The organism is Streptomyces sp. NPDC090106, from assembly GCF_044747265.1.
GTDB lineage: Bacteria > Actinomycetota > Actinomycetes > Streptomycetales > Streptomycetaceae > Streptomyces.
Map to the genome: position 1 here is coordinate 544,019 of NZ_JBIVDS010000002.1, position 16,187 is coordinate 560,205.

Sequence of the window (16,187 nt, forward strand, 5' to 3'; positions counted from 1 at the left end):
AACGGTAGGTCGGCCGGTGGTCCGGCCGGTACCCCCGTCTCACCGGCCGAGCACCGCCTCCATCACCGCCCGCGCGATCGGCGCCGCGTCCCCGCCGCCGCTGATCTCCCCGCGGTCCGCCGCCGCGTCCTCCACCACCACGGCCACCGCCACCTTCGGCTCCATGTCCCGCTCGCCCTGCGCCCAGGAGATGAACCAGGCGTACGGCGTACCGGAGTTGCCGACCCCGTGCTGCGCGGTGCCGGTCTTGCCGCCGACGGTCGCCCCGGGGATCGCGGCGTTCGTGCCGGTGCCCTCGCGGACCACGTCCGCCATCAGCTCCTTCAGCCGGACGGCCGTCGCCGGGTGCATCGCCTGCCGAACCGGGCGCGAGCCCGCCGTCGACACCGTCGTGCCGCCCGACCGGGTCGTCCGCTCCACCAGATAGGGGGAGCGGATCTGCCCGCCGTTGGCCACCGCCGCCGAGACCATCGCCATCTGGAGCGGTGTGGCCCGGGTGTTGTACTGGCCGATGGACGACAGGGCGAGCTGCGCCTTGTCCACGGACACGTCGAAGGTGCTCTCCGCGACCGGGTACGGGATGCCCAGCCCGGTGTCGTTGAAGCCGAACCCGGCCGCCGTCGTCGCCATGTCGTCCACGCCGACCCGGACGCCCAGCCGCGCGAACACCGTGTTGCAGGACCACATGAACGCCGCCCGCACCGGCGCGTCCTCGCACCCCGTGGCCTCGTTGGTGAGGGAGGTCGTCGTCCCCGGCAGGGGATAGGGGTCGGGGGAGTCCGTCGCCCGGTCCACGTCCGTCACCACCCCCGCGTCGAGCGCCGCGGCGAGCGTCACCACCTTGAAGGTCGACCCCGGCGGATACGTCTGCCGCACCGCCCGGTTGAGCATCGGCTTGTCCGGGTCGGCGTTGAGCCGGGCCCAGGAACGCTCCACGGAACCGTCGTTCCCGGACAGCAGCTGGGGGTCGTACGACGGGCTGGTCACCAGCGCGAGGACGCGGCCGGTCGACGGCTCGACGGCCGCCACCGCGCCCTTGCGGCCCGCGAGCCCCGCGTACGCGGCCCGCTGCGCCGCTGCGTCGATGGTCGTCACCACGTTCCCGCCGGGGTTCTGGCGCCGGGTCAGGTCGTTCCAGAGGGGGAACGCGGAGAGCATCGGGTCGGTGCCGGACAGCAGGTCGTCCTCGGTGGCCTCCAGGAACGTGGTGCCGTACACCTGCGAGGCGAAGCCGGTGACCGGCGCGTACAACGGGCCCTTGGGGTAGGTGCGTTCGTAGCGCAGCCGGCCCGAGGTGTCCTCCGAGCCGGTGACGGAGTCCCCGCCGACCAGGATGTCGCCGCGCGGCTGGCCGTAACGGGCGATCGCGGAGCGCCGGTTGGCCGGGTTGTCGTCGTACGGCTTCGCCTCGAAGACCTGGACGCGGGTGGCGTTGACGAGCAGGGCGAGCAGCAGCAGGGCGCAGAAGCAGGCCGCGTGGCGGATGTACCGGGTCATGGGGCCTCCCGCCCGTCGTACTGGCTGCGGGCCGAGTCGCTGACCCGGATCAGCAGGGCGACGATCGCCCAGTTGGTCACCACCGAGGAGCCGCCCTGGGCGAGGAACGGCATCGCCATGCCGGTGAGCGGGATCAGGCCGGTCACCCCGCCCGCGATCACGAACACCTGGAGGGCGACGATCGAGGCGAGCCCGACCGCGAGGAGCCTGCCGAAGGGGTCGCGCAGCGAGAGGCCGGCCCGGTAGCCCCGCTCCACCAGCAGGGCGTAGAGCAGGACGATCGCGGACAGACCCGACAGGCCCAGTTCCTCGCCCGCCGTCGCCAGGATGAAGTCCGACTTGACGGCGAAACCGATGAGGATCGAGTGGCCGAGGCCCAGGCCGGTGCCGAGGGTGCCGCCGGCGGCGAACGAGAACAGCGACTGGGAGAGCTGGTTGGGCCCCTGTCCCGCCTCGATGGTCGCGAACGGGTGCAGCCAGTCCTGGACCCTGCTGTGCACGTGCGGCTCCAGCCAGCCGACGGCGACCGCGCCGAGGGCGGCGAGCAGCAGACCGACCGCGATCCAGCCGGTGCGCCCGGTCGCCACGTACAGCAGGACCACGAACAGGCCGAAGAAGAGCAGCGAGGTGCCGAGGTCCCGTTCCAGGACCAGCACCACCACGCTCAGCAGCCAGATCGCGACGATCGGGCCGAGGACCCGGCCGGTGGGCAGTTGCAGCCGCCACACCCTGCGGCCCGCGTACGCGAGCGCGTTGCGGTTGGCGGCCAGGTACGCGGCGAAGAAGACGGCGAGGAGCACCTTCGCGAACTCGCCCGGCTGGATGGAGAATCCGGCGATCCTGATCCAGATCCGGGCGCCGTTCACGGCGGGGAAGAAGATCGGCAGGATCAGCAGCACCATGGCCCCGGCGACGCTGACGTACGCGTACCGCTGAAGGACCCGGTGGTCGCGCAGCAGCAGCACGACCACGATGAACAGGGCCACGCCGACCGTCGACCAGACGAGCTGGGCCGGGGCCGCCCGGTCGCCGGGGGTCTCCAGGTCGAGGCGGTAGATGAGGACCAGGCCGAGCCCGTTGAGCAGCACGCCGATCGGCAGCAGCAGGGGGTCGGCGTAGGGGGCGCGGAAGCGCACCGCGAGATGCGCGAGGAGCGCGAGCACACCGAGCCCGGCGCCGTAACCGGCGGCGCCGGGCGGGACGGTGCCGTGTCTGGCGAGGCCGACAGCGCAGTAGCCGTACACGGAGAGCAGTACGGCCAGGACGATGAGGGACAGCTCGATGCCACGGCGCCGGGGGAGGCGTACGGCTGGAGCGGGGAGTTCCGCTGGAGCCACGGTGGTTCCGGCCTTGGTCATGTCCGGAACTTACCCAAATGGGACGTGATGTCGTCCTGTGTGTCCTAGCACCAGCGTGGCGTGGCCCCGATGGAGTCGATGTACCGGGCGGTGCCCCAGGCCCAGGTGCCGTCCGCGAGGAGGTACCAGATCGGGTTGCCCTCGATGCGCTGGCCGGGCGTCTTGCAGAAGATCTTGACGATCTCGCCCCGGTAGGCGGTGCCGATGATCTGCGAGCCGCGGTTGGGGGCGCTGCGCAGATTCAGCGTGCTCGCGGTGACCCGGCCCTTGTAGTAGCGCGGGTTGTGCTGCTGCTGGTGGTGCCCCCCGTCGCCGCGGGAGTCCTCTTCCCAGCCGTCGTTGGCGACGGCGGGAGTGGCTGCGGCGGCTGCGAGGAGAGCGGCGGCGGTCACGGATATGGAGAGGCGGGAGCGCAGGGACATGGGGGATGAACCTCCACGAAGGGGACGGACTTGACTAATCGCCACATTAGGAGCGGCCGTCGGCGCGCGCCCCTCACGCTGCGCCATAAGGGAGCGGGCCGGGGCACCGCCGGGTGTTCAGGGGACCGTCAGTTCCGCCAGCGCCCCGCCGTCCGGCGCGTTCGTGAAGTCGAGGCGCGCCCCCAGCACCTCGGCCTGCCCCCGCGCGATCGTCAGCCCCAGACCGTGCCCCTTGGACCCCCCGTCCGTACGGAACCGCTGGGGCCCGTGCTCGACCAGGTACGCCGGATAGCCGTCCCCGTGGTCCCGGACACGCACCACGCGGCCGTCGACGCTCAGCACCACCGGCGCCCGTCCGTGCCGGTGCGCGTTGGCGACCAGGTTGCCCAGCACCCGCTCCAGCCGCCGCCGGTCCGTCTCGACCGTCACGTCCCGCACGACGACCACCTCGGTGTCGGTCCCGGACGCCCGCACCACCCGCTCGGCCAGCGCGCCCAGCGGCTCCGCGTCCAGCTCCAGCCGCTCCCGGCCGCTGTCGAGGCGGGAGATCTCCAGCAGGTCCTCGGTCAGCGTCCGCAACGCGGCCACCCGGTCCCGCACCAGCTCGGTGGGGCGCCCCGGCGGCAGCAGCTCGGCCGCCGCGTGCAGCCCCGTCAGCGGGGTGCGCAGCTCATGGGCCACGTCCGCGGTGAACCGCTGCTCGCTCAGCAGCTTGCCCTGGAGCGAGGCCGCCATGGAGTCCAGCGCGGCGGCCACCGCGGCCACCTCGTCCTGGGGGCGCGTCGGGTCCTTCGTCCGGGGGTCGCCGACCCGGGCGTCCAGGTCGCCGCCGCTGATCCGCCGCGCCACCCGCGCCGTCGCGTGCAGCCGGCGCGTCACCCGGGTCACCGCGACCGCGCCGACCAGCAGCGTCGCGCCGATCGCCAGCGCCGAGGACCACAGGATCGCCCGGTCCAGGGCGGCGATGGTGCGGGCCTGCTGGGAGTAGTCGACGACGACCGCGAGGACCCGGCCGCCGTCGGCGGGACCGGCCGCCCACATGGTGGGACGTCCGTCCCGGTCGGCGACCATCGTGCCGCGCTCGCCGTCCGCCGCCAGCTTCCGCAGCCCGGTCGGCAGTCCCGGCGGATCGACCCCCTCGCCCGGCAGCAGGGTGTCGCCCGCCGCGTACGCCTCGGTCGCGTCCGCCAGCCGGGACAGCGCCAGCTCACGGGCCTGGCCGACGGTCTGGTTCGTCACCTGGACGTGCACCAGGACGCCGAGCAGCGCGGCGAGGGCGCAGCACATGACCGTGATGAAGACGGCGGCCTTCACGGCGAGGGTGCCGGACCACCGGGGGAGCCTCATGAGGCGCTCGGGGACGGGCTGGGGGACGGGGTCGCGGAGGGGGTGGGCGAAGGGCTCGCGGACGGGGCGGGCGACGGGCTCCGGCCGATGTGCAGCATCTCGTCGTGCGTGAGCAGCATGACGCGCTGGTCCGGGTCCCACGTCCACTGGAACCGGTACTCGTAGTCCGCGAGGTCGGACGGCGCGTGGATGATCACCGAGTGCCCGGCCAGCTCCACCCCGCTCACCGCGTCGTCGTTGGCCATCACCTGCACCAGCCGCCCGCCCTGCACGGTGTAGACGCGCACCGCTGTCTGGTTGCCCGGCAGCAGCCGGAAGCCGAGCGTCAGCTCGTCGTGGCCGTCGCCCGTCAGATCGCGGTAGTAGGCCTTCAGGACGGGGCAGTCGGCGTCGGGCGGCGTCCGCCCGCAGTCCGCCATCCGCTCGGCGGTCTCGCGGTACGACGCCTTCGCGCCCGCGTAGTCGTCCGGATGCCGGGCGATCTCCGCCCGCACCACGGCCACCGGATCCACCCGCCGCACGTCGCCGCCGGGCACGGAGACGCCCTTCATCACCTCGGACTCGCCGTCGTCGTAGTTCCACGCGGGGCTGGACGCCGGGGTCAGGCCGGGCCACAGCCTGGCCGGACTCGTCGCCGTCGGGGTCGCCCCCGCGCCCTGGAGGCCGCCCGCGTCACCGCAGCCCGCGGCGGTCGCCAGCAGCACGGCGACGGCGGCAGCGGCGAGGACGGTACGGACGGGGCGTGGCACTGTGCTCCAGGGACGGCAGGGACGGCTCGGGCGACTTGGGTGGCCGGGGTGGCCGGGGTGTCCAGGTGGGGTGCGGCGTGCGGGATACAGGGTGCGGGATGCGCTGGGGGAACGTCGTACACCTTATTCGTACGGCTGTCCTTTTTGCCCAGTCGGTCACGCGGGGGCGTTCACGCGAGGGCGCTCACCCGGGTGCGCCTGCCCGGCCGGTGCTCACTCGGTCAGCTCCTCCAGCAGCCGGGCCGTCTGGAGGCCCGCCCGCAGATAGTCGACGAACAGGTCGTTGTGCAGGGCCCAGGGCGAGCGCCGTGACCTGATCAGCCGTATCGCCTCCTCCGCGGAGTACCCCGCGCGGATCAGGGACTGGGCGACGACCAGTCCCGAGCGGTTGTAGCCGTGGTGACAGCGGACGAGGACCCTGCGGCCCTCGTCGACGGCCTCGCCCGCGGCCCGCGCCAGCCGGATGACCCCCGCGAGCTGGGTCCCGTCCAGCGGGCCGTCCGGTATCGGCCACACATGATGCTCGACGCCGGGCTCCGGACCGTGCCCCGGCAGCCTCAGCAGGGTCTGGACGAGATCGAACTCGTCCCGTACGACGGCCGGTTCCGGTTGTCCCGAGCGCCCCCTGAACTCGTGGCCGCCCATCCACAGGCCGGGCACGATCTCGTTCCAGGGACTTTCCGGGACGGGTACGTCGGGCTGCCTCCTGCGGGTACGCAATCACGCCTCCCCTGAGCGCCTGGTCCCTGCGGGCCGCTCTCAAAGGTAACCGCCTTCTTGCCCCTGGAGTACCTCGCCTGTTCCCATGGTCGAGGGGTGATGCCGCATGACCGGACTGCGCGTGGTACCTACCTGGCGGCACGGCCAGGAGCGGCTCTACGTGTGCCGCACGGACGGGCGGAACATCGCCTGGTACGACCGTGAGGCTGCCCGGGTCAACCTGCTCAGCGACGAGAGCAGGGACGACGTGCTGGAGGCGCTCGGTCCGTTCCTGACCGGCCCGGTCGCCGTGGGCCCGCCCCCGGTGCCCACCCCCGCCGAACTGGCCCGGCTCACCCTCCACCCGGACGACGACCTCGCCCCCAACCGGCCCGGCGAGGCCCTCCAGATCGCCCTCGACCGCGACCCGGGCCCCGCCCACCGGCTCCGCCCCGACCCGCGCCGCCGGGCCCTGCTGGCCGAGCAGACGGTCGGCGACGCCCTGGACCGGCTCGACGGCGCCGGCTGGCACGCCCTGCACTCGGTGCCCCTGCCCGGCGGCGACCGCGTCCACCACCTCGCGCTCGGCCCCGGCGGGCTCTTCGCGGTCCACACCCTGTACGCCCGCAAGCAGCGCGTCACGGTCGCCGACCCCATGGTCGCGCTCGGCCGGCACGAGCCCCACCCGCTGCTGCGCCGCGTCCGCGCCGACGCCGACCGCGCCTCCTACGCCCTGACCGCCGAGGTCCGCCCGCTCCTCGCCCTCGTGGAGCCCTCGGAGGTGCGGGTCACCGCGCCGCTGCGCGAGGTGCGCGTCGTCGCGGGCGCGGAACTGGGCGACCTGGCCCGTCTCGGCGGGGTGCTGAAACCGGCGGACGTCGAGGCCCTGCACGCGATGGCCCGGGACCGGAACACCTGGTCCCGCGTGTGACGGTCCGGCGCCGCGGGGCGCCGGACCGGCCTCACGGCATACGGGCTTCACGGCATACGGGCCTCACGGCAGAGGGGCCGCGGCGCCCGGGGCGAGCAGCGGGGCGAGCAGGTCGCCGTGGGAGCGGAGGCGGGGGCCGATCTCCGGGGCGAGGAAGGTGAGCCGGCCGGGATCGCCGGAGGTCCGGCACTCCTCGACCTCCTCCCAGGTCACCGGGGCCGACACGGTGGGCTCGGGCCGGGCGCGCAGCGTGTAGGGGGTCGCCGTCGTCTTGCGGGCGGCGTTCTGGCTCCAGTCGACGAACACCTTGCCCGGCCGCAGGTTCCTCGCCATCCGGTGCACGACCAGCCGGGGCAGGGCCCGCTCCGCGGCCACGGCCAGTTCCTTGGCGTACTCCGTCACCCGGTCGGACGGCGTCGGCGCCACCGCCGCCAGCAGGTGCAGCCCCTTCGACCCGGACGTCTTCGCGTACGCCTCGATCCTGTCCGCCGCGAGCCGCTCCCGCAGCCACCGCGCGACCTCGCAGCACTCCACCACGGAGGCCGGGGCGCCGGGGTCGAGGTCGAGGACGATCCGGTCGGCCTCGGCGGGCGCGCCGATCACCCACTGGGGCGTGTGGAACTCGGTGACGAGGTTCGCCGCCCACATCAGGCTCGCCAGATCCTGCACGAGGACCATGCGCGCGGGTCCCTCCGAGCGCGGCACCTCGGCGGTGCGGACCCAGTCGGGCGTGCCCGGCGGCACGTTCTTGGCGAAGAACACCTGACCGTCGTGGCCGTCCGGATAGCGCAGGAAGGACACCGGCCGGTCCCGCAGATGGGGGAGCAGTGCTCCGGCGGTGGTCGCGTAGTAGTGCAGCACCTCGCCCTTGGTGAACCCGGTCGCCGGGTACAGCACCTTCTCCAGATTGCTCAGCGCGAGCCGGTGCCCCTCCACATCGGTGATCGGCGTCATACGATGACAATCCCACGCATATCGGTGAATGACGATGACACCGACGTGCTCGCGTCACGTGAACGGCGGCCCGTGCGGCCGGAAAGGATGCCGATCGTGCGATCCATATGGAACGGCGCCATCTCGTTCGGCCTGGTCAGCATCCCCATCAAGCTGGTCAACGCGACGGAGAGCCACTCGATCTCGTTCCGCCAGATCCACCTGGAGGACGGCGGACGCATCCGCTACCGCAAGGTCTGCGAGCTGGAGGAGCGCGAGGTCGCCACGGCGGAGATCGGCAAGGGGTACGAGGACGCCGACGGCACGATCATCCCGATCACCGACGAGGACCTGTCCCATCTGCCGCTCCCGACGGCGAAGACGATCGAGATCGTCGCCTTCGTGCCGGCCGACCGGATCGACCCGCTCCAGATGGACGCCGCGTACTACCTCGCGGCGGGCGGCGCCCCGGCGGCCAAGCCGTACACGCTGCTGCGGGAGGCGCTCAAGCGCAGCAACAAGGTGGCCATCGCCAAGTACGCCCTGCGGGGCCGGGAACGGCTCGGCATGCTGCGGGTCGTCGACGACGCGATCGCCATGCACGGGCTGCTGTGGCCGGACGAGGTCCGCGCGCCGCAGGGTGTCGCCCCGGAGACCGAGGTCACCGTCAACGCCAAGGAACTCGACCTCGCGGACGCCCTGATGGACACGCTCGGCGAGATCGACATCGAGGACCTGCACGACGAGTACCGCGAGGCGCTGGAGGAGGTCGTCGCCGCCAAGGCGTCCGGCGAGGCCCCGCCCTCGGCGCCGGAATCGGCCCGCGGCGGCAAGGTCCTCGACCTCATGGCCGCCCTGGAGAACAGCGTCCGGGCCGCCCGCGAGTCCCGCGGCGAGGAACCGGCGGAGGTCACCCCGCTCCCCGCCCGCAAGTCGGCGCGGACGGCACCGAAGCAGCCGACGGGGAAGAAGTCGACGTCCACCGCGTCCGCCTCGTCCGCCAAGAAGACGGCGACAGCGAAGAAGCCCCCCAGAAAGGCCACCCCGGCCAAGAAGACGACGGCGACCACGAAGACGACGGCCACCACGAAGAAGTCGGCGACAGCGGCCAAGAAGCCCTCGACGGGCAAGACCCCCATCCGCAAACGCTCGGCTTGAGCCCGGTCGCCGCCCGGCGATGCCGGTCAAGAAGGCGACGGGGACCGCGAGGACGGCCGGAACCTCGAAGGCGGCCGGGGCCGTGAGGGCGACCGCGGTCACGAAGGAGTCGGCGGCGGCAGCCGAGATGGCGCTGACGGGCAGGTCCCCGCCCGCAGACGCTCAGCCCGACCCCTCGCCGCAGCCCGGCTCGCCCACGGCGGTCGAGAAGGCGACCGGGACCGTTAGGTGGCTGTGGCTGTGGCTGTGGCTGTGGCTGTGGCTGTGGCTGTGGCTGCGGAGGAGGGGCGGCGGCAGCCGAGACGGCGCCGGGGCCCCGCCCGTAGACGCTCGGCCTGGGGCCCGCCTACGCCCGGTCCGGCGACGCCCGCTTCCGTCCGGCCCGCGACGCCCGCCGAAAGAGGGCCGGGGCGTGGGGGCGGCTGCCGTCACGGAGGAGTCGGTGGCGGCAGCCGAGGAGGCTCTGACCGGCGAGGCCCCCGCCCGAGAGCGCTAGGCCTGGCCCCCGTCGTCCGGCCCGGCGACGCACGTCACCCCGCGGCGAGCCGGCGCAGTGCCAGGACCGCGTTGTGGCCGCCGAAACCGAAGGAATTGCTGAGGGCGAGGTCTCCGTCCGACGGCAGTGAGCGGGGGGCGCCGGTGACCACGTCCAGTGCCACCGCGTCGTCCACCTCCCGGCACCCCACGGTCGGCGGCACCGTGCCGTGATGCAGCGTCAGCACGGTGGCCACGGCCTCGACACCGCCGGCGGCGCCCTGGAGGTGTCCGAGATGCCCCTTCAGTGCGGTCACCGGGACCGACCGCAGGCCGAGCACCGCCCGCAGGGCCTCCGCCTCGGCGAGATCGCCCTCCGCGGTCGCGGTCGCGTGCGCGTTGACGTGGACGACGTCGACCACATGACCCCCGGCGTCCTGGACGGCCCGCCGCAGCGCGAGCGCGACGCCGCTGCCGGACGGATCGGGCGCGGCCATGTGATGGGCGTCGGCGGAGAGCCCCCAGCCGGCGGCCTCGCAGTAGATGCGCGCGCCCCGGGCCCGCGCGTGCTCCTCGGCCTCCAGGACCAGCACCCCCGCGCCCTCGCCGTTCACGAACCCGCCCCGGTCCTTGGCGAACGGCCGCGACGGTGAGCGCCCGTCGTCGAGTCCGGCCCGGGACAGGGCGCGCATGGAGGCGAAGGACGCCATGATCGCGGGGGTCACGACCGCCTCGGCACCGCCCGCGAGAGCGACGTCGACCCGGCCGTACCGGATGCGGTCGACGGCCTGGCCGATCGCCTCGGTGCCGGAGGCGCACGCGCTGGTGACCGTCCGCGCCTCACCGGTGATGTGCAGGTCCAGCGACACCTGGGACGCGGCCTGCGAGGGCACGGTCATCGGCGTGGTGAGCGGCGACACGGCCCGCGGGCCCCGGTCCCGCAGGTTGCGGTCCCCGCCGACCAGCACGGACGCGTCACCGAGGATGGCCCCGAGACTCACCCCGATCCGCGCCGGGTCGAGCCCGCTCTCGCGCGTGCCCCCGTCCGCGAACCCGGCGTCGCCCCATGCCTCGCGCGCCGCGAGCACCGCGAACTGCGCCGCCCGGTTCATCCGCCGCGCGGCGGCCCGGGGCAGCAGCCCGGCGGGATCGACGGGCACGGTCCCGGCCACCCGTACCGGCAGACCGCCGAACTCCTCCCCGTCCAACTCCCTTATCCCGTGCCGCCCGTCGAGCAGCCCCCGCCACAGCTCGTCCACGCCGACCCCGAGCGGCGTCACGGCCCCGAGCCCGGTCACCACCACCCGCCGCGGCCCGGCGGCCACGGCCTCCCGCACGGCCACGGGGTGATGCCGTACGACGTACCCGTCCCGGTCGGCGTCCCGCGCCCACCGGCGTACCTCCGCGTCCGGCACCGGCGGTTCGGTGCAGTCGTCGAGGTCCCGGTGCCAGATGCCCCACCGGCGCACGTACGTCACCTCGGCCGCGCCCGGGTCGACGGCCCGCAGCGAGCCCACCCGGTCGCCGTCCCGGAACCGGACGTCCTCCAGCCCGGGCGAGGACAGCCGGGGCACGTTCCGCGCGTCGATCCGGCGGCACGCGACGGTCACCTCCCGCTCCCGGCCGAGCACTTCGTCCCGGTCCACCCCGCCCAGCGGTGGCCGCAGGGACATCCGGATCGTCTCCGGCGACTCGGGCAGCGTGTGGGTGACGACGTACCAGCACTGCGCCTCGGCGTCGGCCGGCGACAGGGCGACCAGATCGCCGGGGATCACCTCGGCGGCGCTGACGGTGTGCGGACGTATCGGTATGTGTGACGATGCGGACGAAGTGGACATGCCGGTACACGCTTCCTGTTTCCCGAACTGCCTTGCGGTGAACCGTCCTGAGTGAACCGGGCGAAAGCCGCGAAGGCGACTGTTGAAGGGAAAACATGCCCGGATTCTTAAGGTCCGCAAACGGGACGGAAGGTGTGACGGCCGTCAACTGGCCTTACCTGCACATCGGTTACCTGCGCACCTGTGAATGATCTGTGGGCAACGTCACGGGCGCGCACGACGACCGCGCCACACCGGCGAGCAGCCGCAGCGCCGCGTCGGAGGGCGAACCGGGCGCGGCGGTGTAGGTGATCATCCGCCGCCCGGGAGCGCCGGGCGGGCCGGGGAGCACCAGGTTCTCGAAGCTGAGCGTCAGCCGCCCGACGGCGGGGTGGAGCAGTTCCTTCACCCCCGACGTGCAGGTCCGCACGGGATGCCGCGCCCAGAGCGCCGCGAACTCGTCACTGCGCAACGCGAGCTGCCCGACGAGCTCGGCCGGCCCGCGGTCCTCGGGGTGGCGACCCGCCTCGATCCGCAGCGAGGCGACGGCGAGCCGCGCCTCCTCGGCCCGGTCCACGTACAGCGCCCGGTACCGCTCGTCGAGGAACAGCATCCGGAGCAGATTGACACCCCCGGTGCCCCCGATGCCGCCGGTGCCGCCGGAGCTTCCGGTGCCGCCCGGGCCGCCGGGTACCTCGTACGGCAGATGCGATCCGAGCAGCGCGTGCCCCAGCGGGTTCCAGGCGAGCACCTCGCCGCACCGGTCCAGGAGGAGGGCGGGCACGTCGGTCATGGCGTCCAGGAGCTGTCGTACCGAGTCGGGGGCGGGTGCCGTCCGGGGCGCGGACCGGGTGCGGGGGCGGGCGAGGTCCTTGAGGTGGGCCGTCTCGTCCTCGGTGAGGCGCAGCGTGCGCGCGAGGGCCTCCAGCACGGAGTCCGAGACGCCGGTGGCCCGTCCCTGTTCGAGGCGGGTGTAGTGCGTGATGCTCACCCCCGCGAGCATGGCCAGCTCCTCACGGCGCAGCCCGGCCACCCGCCGCCGCGACGGATGCGGGGTGATGCCGACGTCCTGCGGACGCACGGAGGCACGACGGGACTTGAGGAAGCCGCCGAGTTCGGACGGACGTTCCACCATCGACTGCCTCCGGGGTCAGGGCTCCGCTGTCCCCTCCATGATGTCCGCCGCCGATCGCGTGGGGGAGCCCTGAGGGTGGTCGTGGAAGGACCACCCTCAGGGAGGTTCTGGCTGGGGGAGCGGGACGGGACGAGCCTGTGGTTCCCGATCACGGCCGGGCGACCGGCAGGCCGTGCGACCCGGACACAAGGAGGCGACGGCATGCCCGTCACCGGAACGACGCCCCGCACCACCGCCGGGGCGCCCCCTCGGCCACGGCTGACCCTGGTCGTGCTGCTCGCGGCCCAGTTCATGCTGGCCGTGGACTTCTCCATCCTGAACGTGGCCCTGCCGGTCATCGGCGAGGGCCTCGGCCTCACCCTGTCCGGCCTCCAGTGGATCGCGACCGCGTTCGCGCTCTGCGCGGCCGGCTTCACCCTCCTGTTCGGCCGGATCGCGGACCTCTTCGGCCGCAGGCGGCTGTTCCTCGGCGGACTGGCCGTCCTGGCGGCGGCCTCACTGGCGGGCGGCCTGGCCTCGACCCCGGAGGTCCTGATCGCGGCCCGCGTGTTCCAGGGACTGGCCACCGCCGCGGTGACCCCGGCCGGCCTGTCCCTGCTGACGACGTCCTTCCCGGAGGGCCCGCTGCGGCGCAGGGCGCTGGGCCTCAACGGCGCCCTGATGTCGGCGGGCTTCACGACCGGCGCGATCCTCGGCGGCGTCCTGACCGAACTCCTCTCCTGGCGCTGGGCGTTCCTCGTCAACGTCCCGGTGGCCCTGGCGGTCCTGCTCGTCGCCCCCGCGATCCTCCGGGAGTCCCGCGAGACCGGCCGGCCCTCCGCCCTCGACGTCCCCGGCGCGGTGACGGTCACCCTGGCCCTCCTCTCCCTGACGTTCGGCCTCACCCGGGCCGGCGACCACGGCTGGGGATCGGCCACCGCTCTCGTACCGCTCCTCGCGGGAGGGGCGCTGCTGCTCCTCTTCCACGCGGTCGAGCGGCGGGTGGCGACCCCGCTGGTGCCGCCGGCCGTCCTCGCCCGGCGCACGGTGGCGTGGGGCAACGTGGCGGGCCTGACCGCGTTCCTGACGGAGACGTCCCTGGTCTTCCTGCTGACGCTCTACCTCCAGGACGTCCTCGGCTTCTCCCCGCTGGCCGCCGGTCTGACCTTCGGGGTGCTGGGCCTCGGCACGGTCCTCGGCGGCGCGGCGGCCCCGCGGATCGCCGGCCGTGTCGGCACCAGGGCGACCCTCCTCACCGGCGGCCTCGTCCAGACCGCCGCGACGGTGGCGCTGCTGGGCCTGGGCGACGACCGCGCCTGGCTGTGGCTGCTGCTCCCCGCCACGTTCGTCGGCGGTGTCGGCAACATGCTCGCCATCGTCGCCTTCATGATCACCGCCACGTCCGGTCTCCCCGACCACGAACAGGGCCTCGCCACCGGCCTCGCCACCATGACCCAGCAGATCGGCATCACGATGGGCACCCCGGTCATGGCCGCCCTCGCGACCGGCGCCCCGCTCGTCCTCGACGGCATCAGAACGGCGATCACCGCCAACGCGGCCCTGGCACTGCTGGGTACGGCCATGAGCGCGCTGTTCCTGCGGCCGGAGAGGTGAGGTGGTCGACGCGGGACGGGTGACGGCCGCGAAGGGTGTGACGGGCTGCGGAGGGGGTGACGGCCCGGGGGACAATCCCGGAGTGTCACCGACTCCCGTCCCGATACCGCCCGCATCCGTTCCGGCGGGCACCCCCGCCTGGTCCTCCGCCGACGCCGCCCGCTGGACGCAGGCCGGACCGGCGCCCTGGGCCCGCCCCGCGTGGTCCGTGCTCGCGCTGCTGTCCACCGTCGTCTGGGCCGTCGCGTTGTCCTCGGAACCCCGGTGCAGCGACGCCGCCCCCTGTACCGCCGACTGGGTCGGCCTCATCCAGATGGCCCTGGCCGTCGGCCTGTTGTACTGGCTCGCCCGGCTCCCGGAACTCGCACTGCTCGCGGCGCCCGCGCTGGCGGCGATCGTGGTGTGGGGTGAACTCCCGTACGCCGAGGGGATGTCGTGGGCCGCGAACGTCACCGTCCTCGCGGCCCTGGCCCTCGGCTTCCTCCAGGCCCGCGAGCGGCTGGCGGCCCGCGCACGTCAGCGGGAACTCGCCGAGCGCGCGTCCGGCGTCCGGCACAAGAACCCCGGCCCCCTCGGCCCCTTCACCCGCGGCCTGGTCCCGCTCGTCACCGGGCTGCTCCTGTGCGCCGTGGCCGCCACCGCCCTCGCGACGGGCCTGCGGGGCATCGACGCGGACGAGCGCCACGCGGCCCGCGCGGTACCCGTGACGGCGAAGGTGCTGAGCCGCGCCGAGGAGTCGATACGGGTCGGCACCGACGACGAACGCACCCTCACCGTCGACGCGTTCTTCCCCGAGGACTACGACATCGGCTCCACGGTGACCGTCCTGGAAGACGGCCCCTGGCGACGCCTCACCGCCGAACCGTACGACGCCTTCGACCGGCAGCTCCTGATCCTGGTGACCGCGCTCCCCGGCGTCTCCCTCCTCACGACGGCCGCCCTCGCCCGCCGCCGCGCCCGCCACCTTCGCGACACCCCGGTCCCGGCCCTCCGGGTCCTGGACCGCACGGACCACCACGGACGCACCTGGATCTACGCGGCCGACGACACCGAGGCCCGCACCCCGCTGTTCACCTGCTTCTGCACCCCGACCCACCTGGAACCGCCCGCCACGACGGAACTCCCCGCCGACACCCGCCTGCACGAGACGATCCTGCTCGGCGCCCCGCACGACTCCGCCGAACTGACCCTGCTCACCACCGACCGCACCGGCACCCCCCTGACCCTCCGCACCACGGCCCCGGCCAGACTCCTCTGACCCCACTGACCCCACGCAAAAGAGAGCGGGACCCGATCAGAACCGGGTCCCGCTCTCTTTTCCGTCCAAGGTGCCCACGGCAGGATTCGAACCTGCGCACACGGTTCCGGAGACCGTTGCTCTATCCCCTGAGCTACGCGGGCGGGGTGTGTGCCGCAACGTGTGCGGCGACGGGTAGAACCCTACCAGCATCGGTGGGGTCGTCATGAACAGGTATTTCGCGGAGGGCTGGGGCGTCGTCGCGGGTGGAAGTGGGGAAAAGCCGGACGCGGTGGCCGGTCCGGACCTACTCTCGAGTTGTGCCAGGCGCGTCGGGCCGAGTGCTTGTTGTGGACGACAACAAGGTCATCCGGCAGTTGATCAGGGTCAATCTCGAGCTGGAGGGTCTCGAGGTCGTGACCGCGGCCGACGGTGCCGAGTGTCTGGAAGTCGTCCATCAGGTGCGCCCCGATGTGGTCACCCTCGACGTGGTCATGCCCCGGCTGGACGGTCTGCGGACCGCGGCCCGGCTGCGCTCCGACCCCCGTACCCGTGATCTGCCCGTCGCGATCGTCAGCGCCTGCACCCAGTACGAGGTCGACACCGGGCTCGACGTCGGGGTCGACGCCTTCCTCGCCAAGCCCTTCGAGCCCGCCGAACTGGTGCGAATCGTCCGCCAGTTGGTGGAGCAGCGGCGGGGGAGCGGCACCCCCGGGAGCGACGGGGACGTGCTCGACCGGGTGATCGGCGCCGGTGAGGCGGAGAAGGTCGGGCGGGGCGCCGCGAACTGAGGCGCGGTGATCATGCCGGGTACGGCAGTGCGTCCACATCCCGGGA

The 16,187-nt window shown here is 73.6% G+C and carries 14 protein-coding genes and 1 tRNA gene; 5 read left to right on the plus strand and 10 right to left on the minus strand.

Annotation, left to right across the window (positions count from 1 at the left end):
- Positions 1-39: 39 nt before the first annotated feature.
- From ACIPSE_RS08000 to ACIPSE_RS08025, 6 genes are all read right to left on the minus strand, one after another.
- Entirely contained in the window at positions 40-1,497 is a 1,458-nt protein-coding gene (locus tag ACIPSE_RS08000) for a penicillin-binding transpeptidase domain-containing protein (protein ID WP_401658739.1), read from the minus strand.
- Complete coding sequence (locus ACIPSE_RS08005) at positions 1,494-2,855, minus strand: FtsW/RodA/SpoVE family cell cycle protein (protein ID WP_401658742.1); 1,362 nt, start codon at positions 2,853-2,855, stop codon at positions 1,494-1,496. The genes ACIPSE_RS08000 and ACIPSE_RS08005 overlap by 4 nt, the downstream gene beginning before the upstream one ends.
- A 44-nt stretch (positions 2,856-2,899) precedes the next feature.
- Positions 2,900-3,277, minus strand: coding sequence for an SH3 domain-containing protein (locus ACIPSE_RS08010; protein ID WP_401658745.1), 378 nt, complete (start codon positions 3,275-3,277; stop codon positions 2,900-2,902).
- Positions 3,278-3,394: 117 nt separating this feature from the next.
- Positions 3,395-4,624, minus strand: a complete 1,230-nt coding sequence (locus ACIPSE_RS08015; RefSeq protein WP_401658748.1) for an ATP-binding protein — start codon at positions 4,622-4,624, stop codon at positions 3,395-3,397.
- Positions 4,621-5,373 carry a hypothetical protein gene (locus ACIPSE_RS08020; protein WP_401658751.1) on the minus strand — a complete coding sequence of 251 codons (753 nt, stop codon included), beginning with the start codon at positions 5,371-5,373 and terminating at the stop codon, positions 4,621-4,623. The genes ACIPSE_RS08015 and ACIPSE_RS08020 overlap by 4 nt, the downstream gene beginning before the upstream one ends.
- Before the next feature lie 213 nt (positions 5,374-5,586).
- Positions 5,587-6,093, minus strand: coding sequence for a dual specificity protein phosphatase family protein (locus ACIPSE_RS08025; RefSeq protein WP_401658754.1), 507 nt, complete (start codon positions 6,091-6,093; stop codon positions 5,587-5,589).
- A gap of 106 nt (positions 6,094-6,199) precedes the next feature.
- On the opposite strand from ACIPSE_RS08025, the gene ACIPSE_RS08030 reads away from it, so the two are divergent.
- Complete coding sequence (locus ACIPSE_RS08030; protein WP_401658757.1) at positions 6,200-7,003, plus strand: nuclease-related domain-containing protein; 804 nt, start codon at positions 6,200-6,202, stop codon at positions 7,001-7,003.
- Positions 7,004-7,066: 63 nt separating this feature from the next.
- Here ACIPSE_RS08030 and ligD read toward each other — a convergent pair whose 3' ends face one another.
- Positions 7,067-7,957 carry a non-homologous end-joining DNA ligase gene (gene ligD, locus ACIPSE_RS08035; protein ID WP_401658759.1) on the minus strand — a complete coding sequence of 297 codons (891 nt, stop codon included), beginning with the start codon at positions 7,955-7,957 and terminating at the stop codon, positions 7,067-7,069.
- A gap of 87 nt (positions 7,958-8,044) precedes the next feature.
- Here ligD and ACIPSE_RS08040 point away from each other — a divergent pair, with 87 nt between their 5' ends.
- The gene (locus tag ACIPSE_RS08040; RefSeq protein WP_401658761.1) at positions 8,045-9,094 is read left to right on the plus strand and encodes a Ku protein; all 1,050 of its coding nucleotides are present in this window, start codon (positions 8,045-8,047) and stop codon (positions 9,092-9,094) included.
- Between the two features lie 530 nt (positions 9,095-9,624).
- Here ACIPSE_RS08040 and ACIPSE_RS08045 read toward each other — a convergent pair.
- The gene (locus ACIPSE_RS08045; protein WP_401658764.1) at positions 9,625-11,406 is read right to left on the minus strand and encodes a beta-ketoacyl-[acyl-carrier-protein] synthase family protein; all 1,782 of its coding nucleotides are present in this window, start codon (positions 11,404-11,406) and stop codon (positions 9,625-9,627) included.
- A 169-nt stretch (positions 11,407-11,575) separates the two neighbouring features.
- On the minus strand, positions 11,576-12,520 hold the full coding sequence (locus ACIPSE_RS08050) for a helix-turn-helix transcriptional regulator (protein WP_401658766.1): 945 nt from the start codon (positions 12,518-12,520) through the stop codon (positions 11,576-11,578).
- 201 nt (positions 12,521-12,721) lie between these two features.
- Here ACIPSE_RS08050 and ACIPSE_RS08055 point away from each other — a divergent pair, with 201 nt between their 5' ends.
- Positions 12,722-14,113: an MFS transporter gene (locus ACIPSE_RS08055; RefSeq protein WP_401658769.1), complete on the plus strand. Its 1,392-nt coding sequence runs from the start codon at positions 12,722-12,724 to the stop codon at positions 14,111-14,113.
- Between the two features lie 82 nt (positions 14,114-14,195).
- Positions 14,196-15,371, plus strand: coding sequence for a hypothetical protein (locus ACIPSE_RS08060; RefSeq protein WP_401658772.1), 1,176 nt, complete (start codon positions 14,196-14,198; stop codon positions 15,369-15,371).
- Positions 15,372-15,442: 71 nt separating this feature from the next.
- On the opposite strand, the gene ACIPSE_RS08065 is transcribed toward ACIPSE_RS08060, so the two are convergent.
- A tRNA-Arg gene (locus tag ACIPSE_RS08065) sits at positions 15,443-15,514 on the minus strand.
- A gap of 108 nt (positions 15,515-15,622) precedes the next feature.
- Here ACIPSE_RS08065 and ACIPSE_RS08070 point away from each other — a divergent pair.
- Positions 15,623-16,141 carry a response regulator gene (locus tag ACIPSE_RS08070; RefSeq protein WP_401659757.1) on the plus strand — a complete coding sequence of 173 codons (519 nt, stop codon included), beginning with the start codon at positions 15,623-15,625 and terminating at the stop codon, positions 16,139-16,141.
- Positions 16,142-16,187 lie beyond the last annotated feature (46 nt).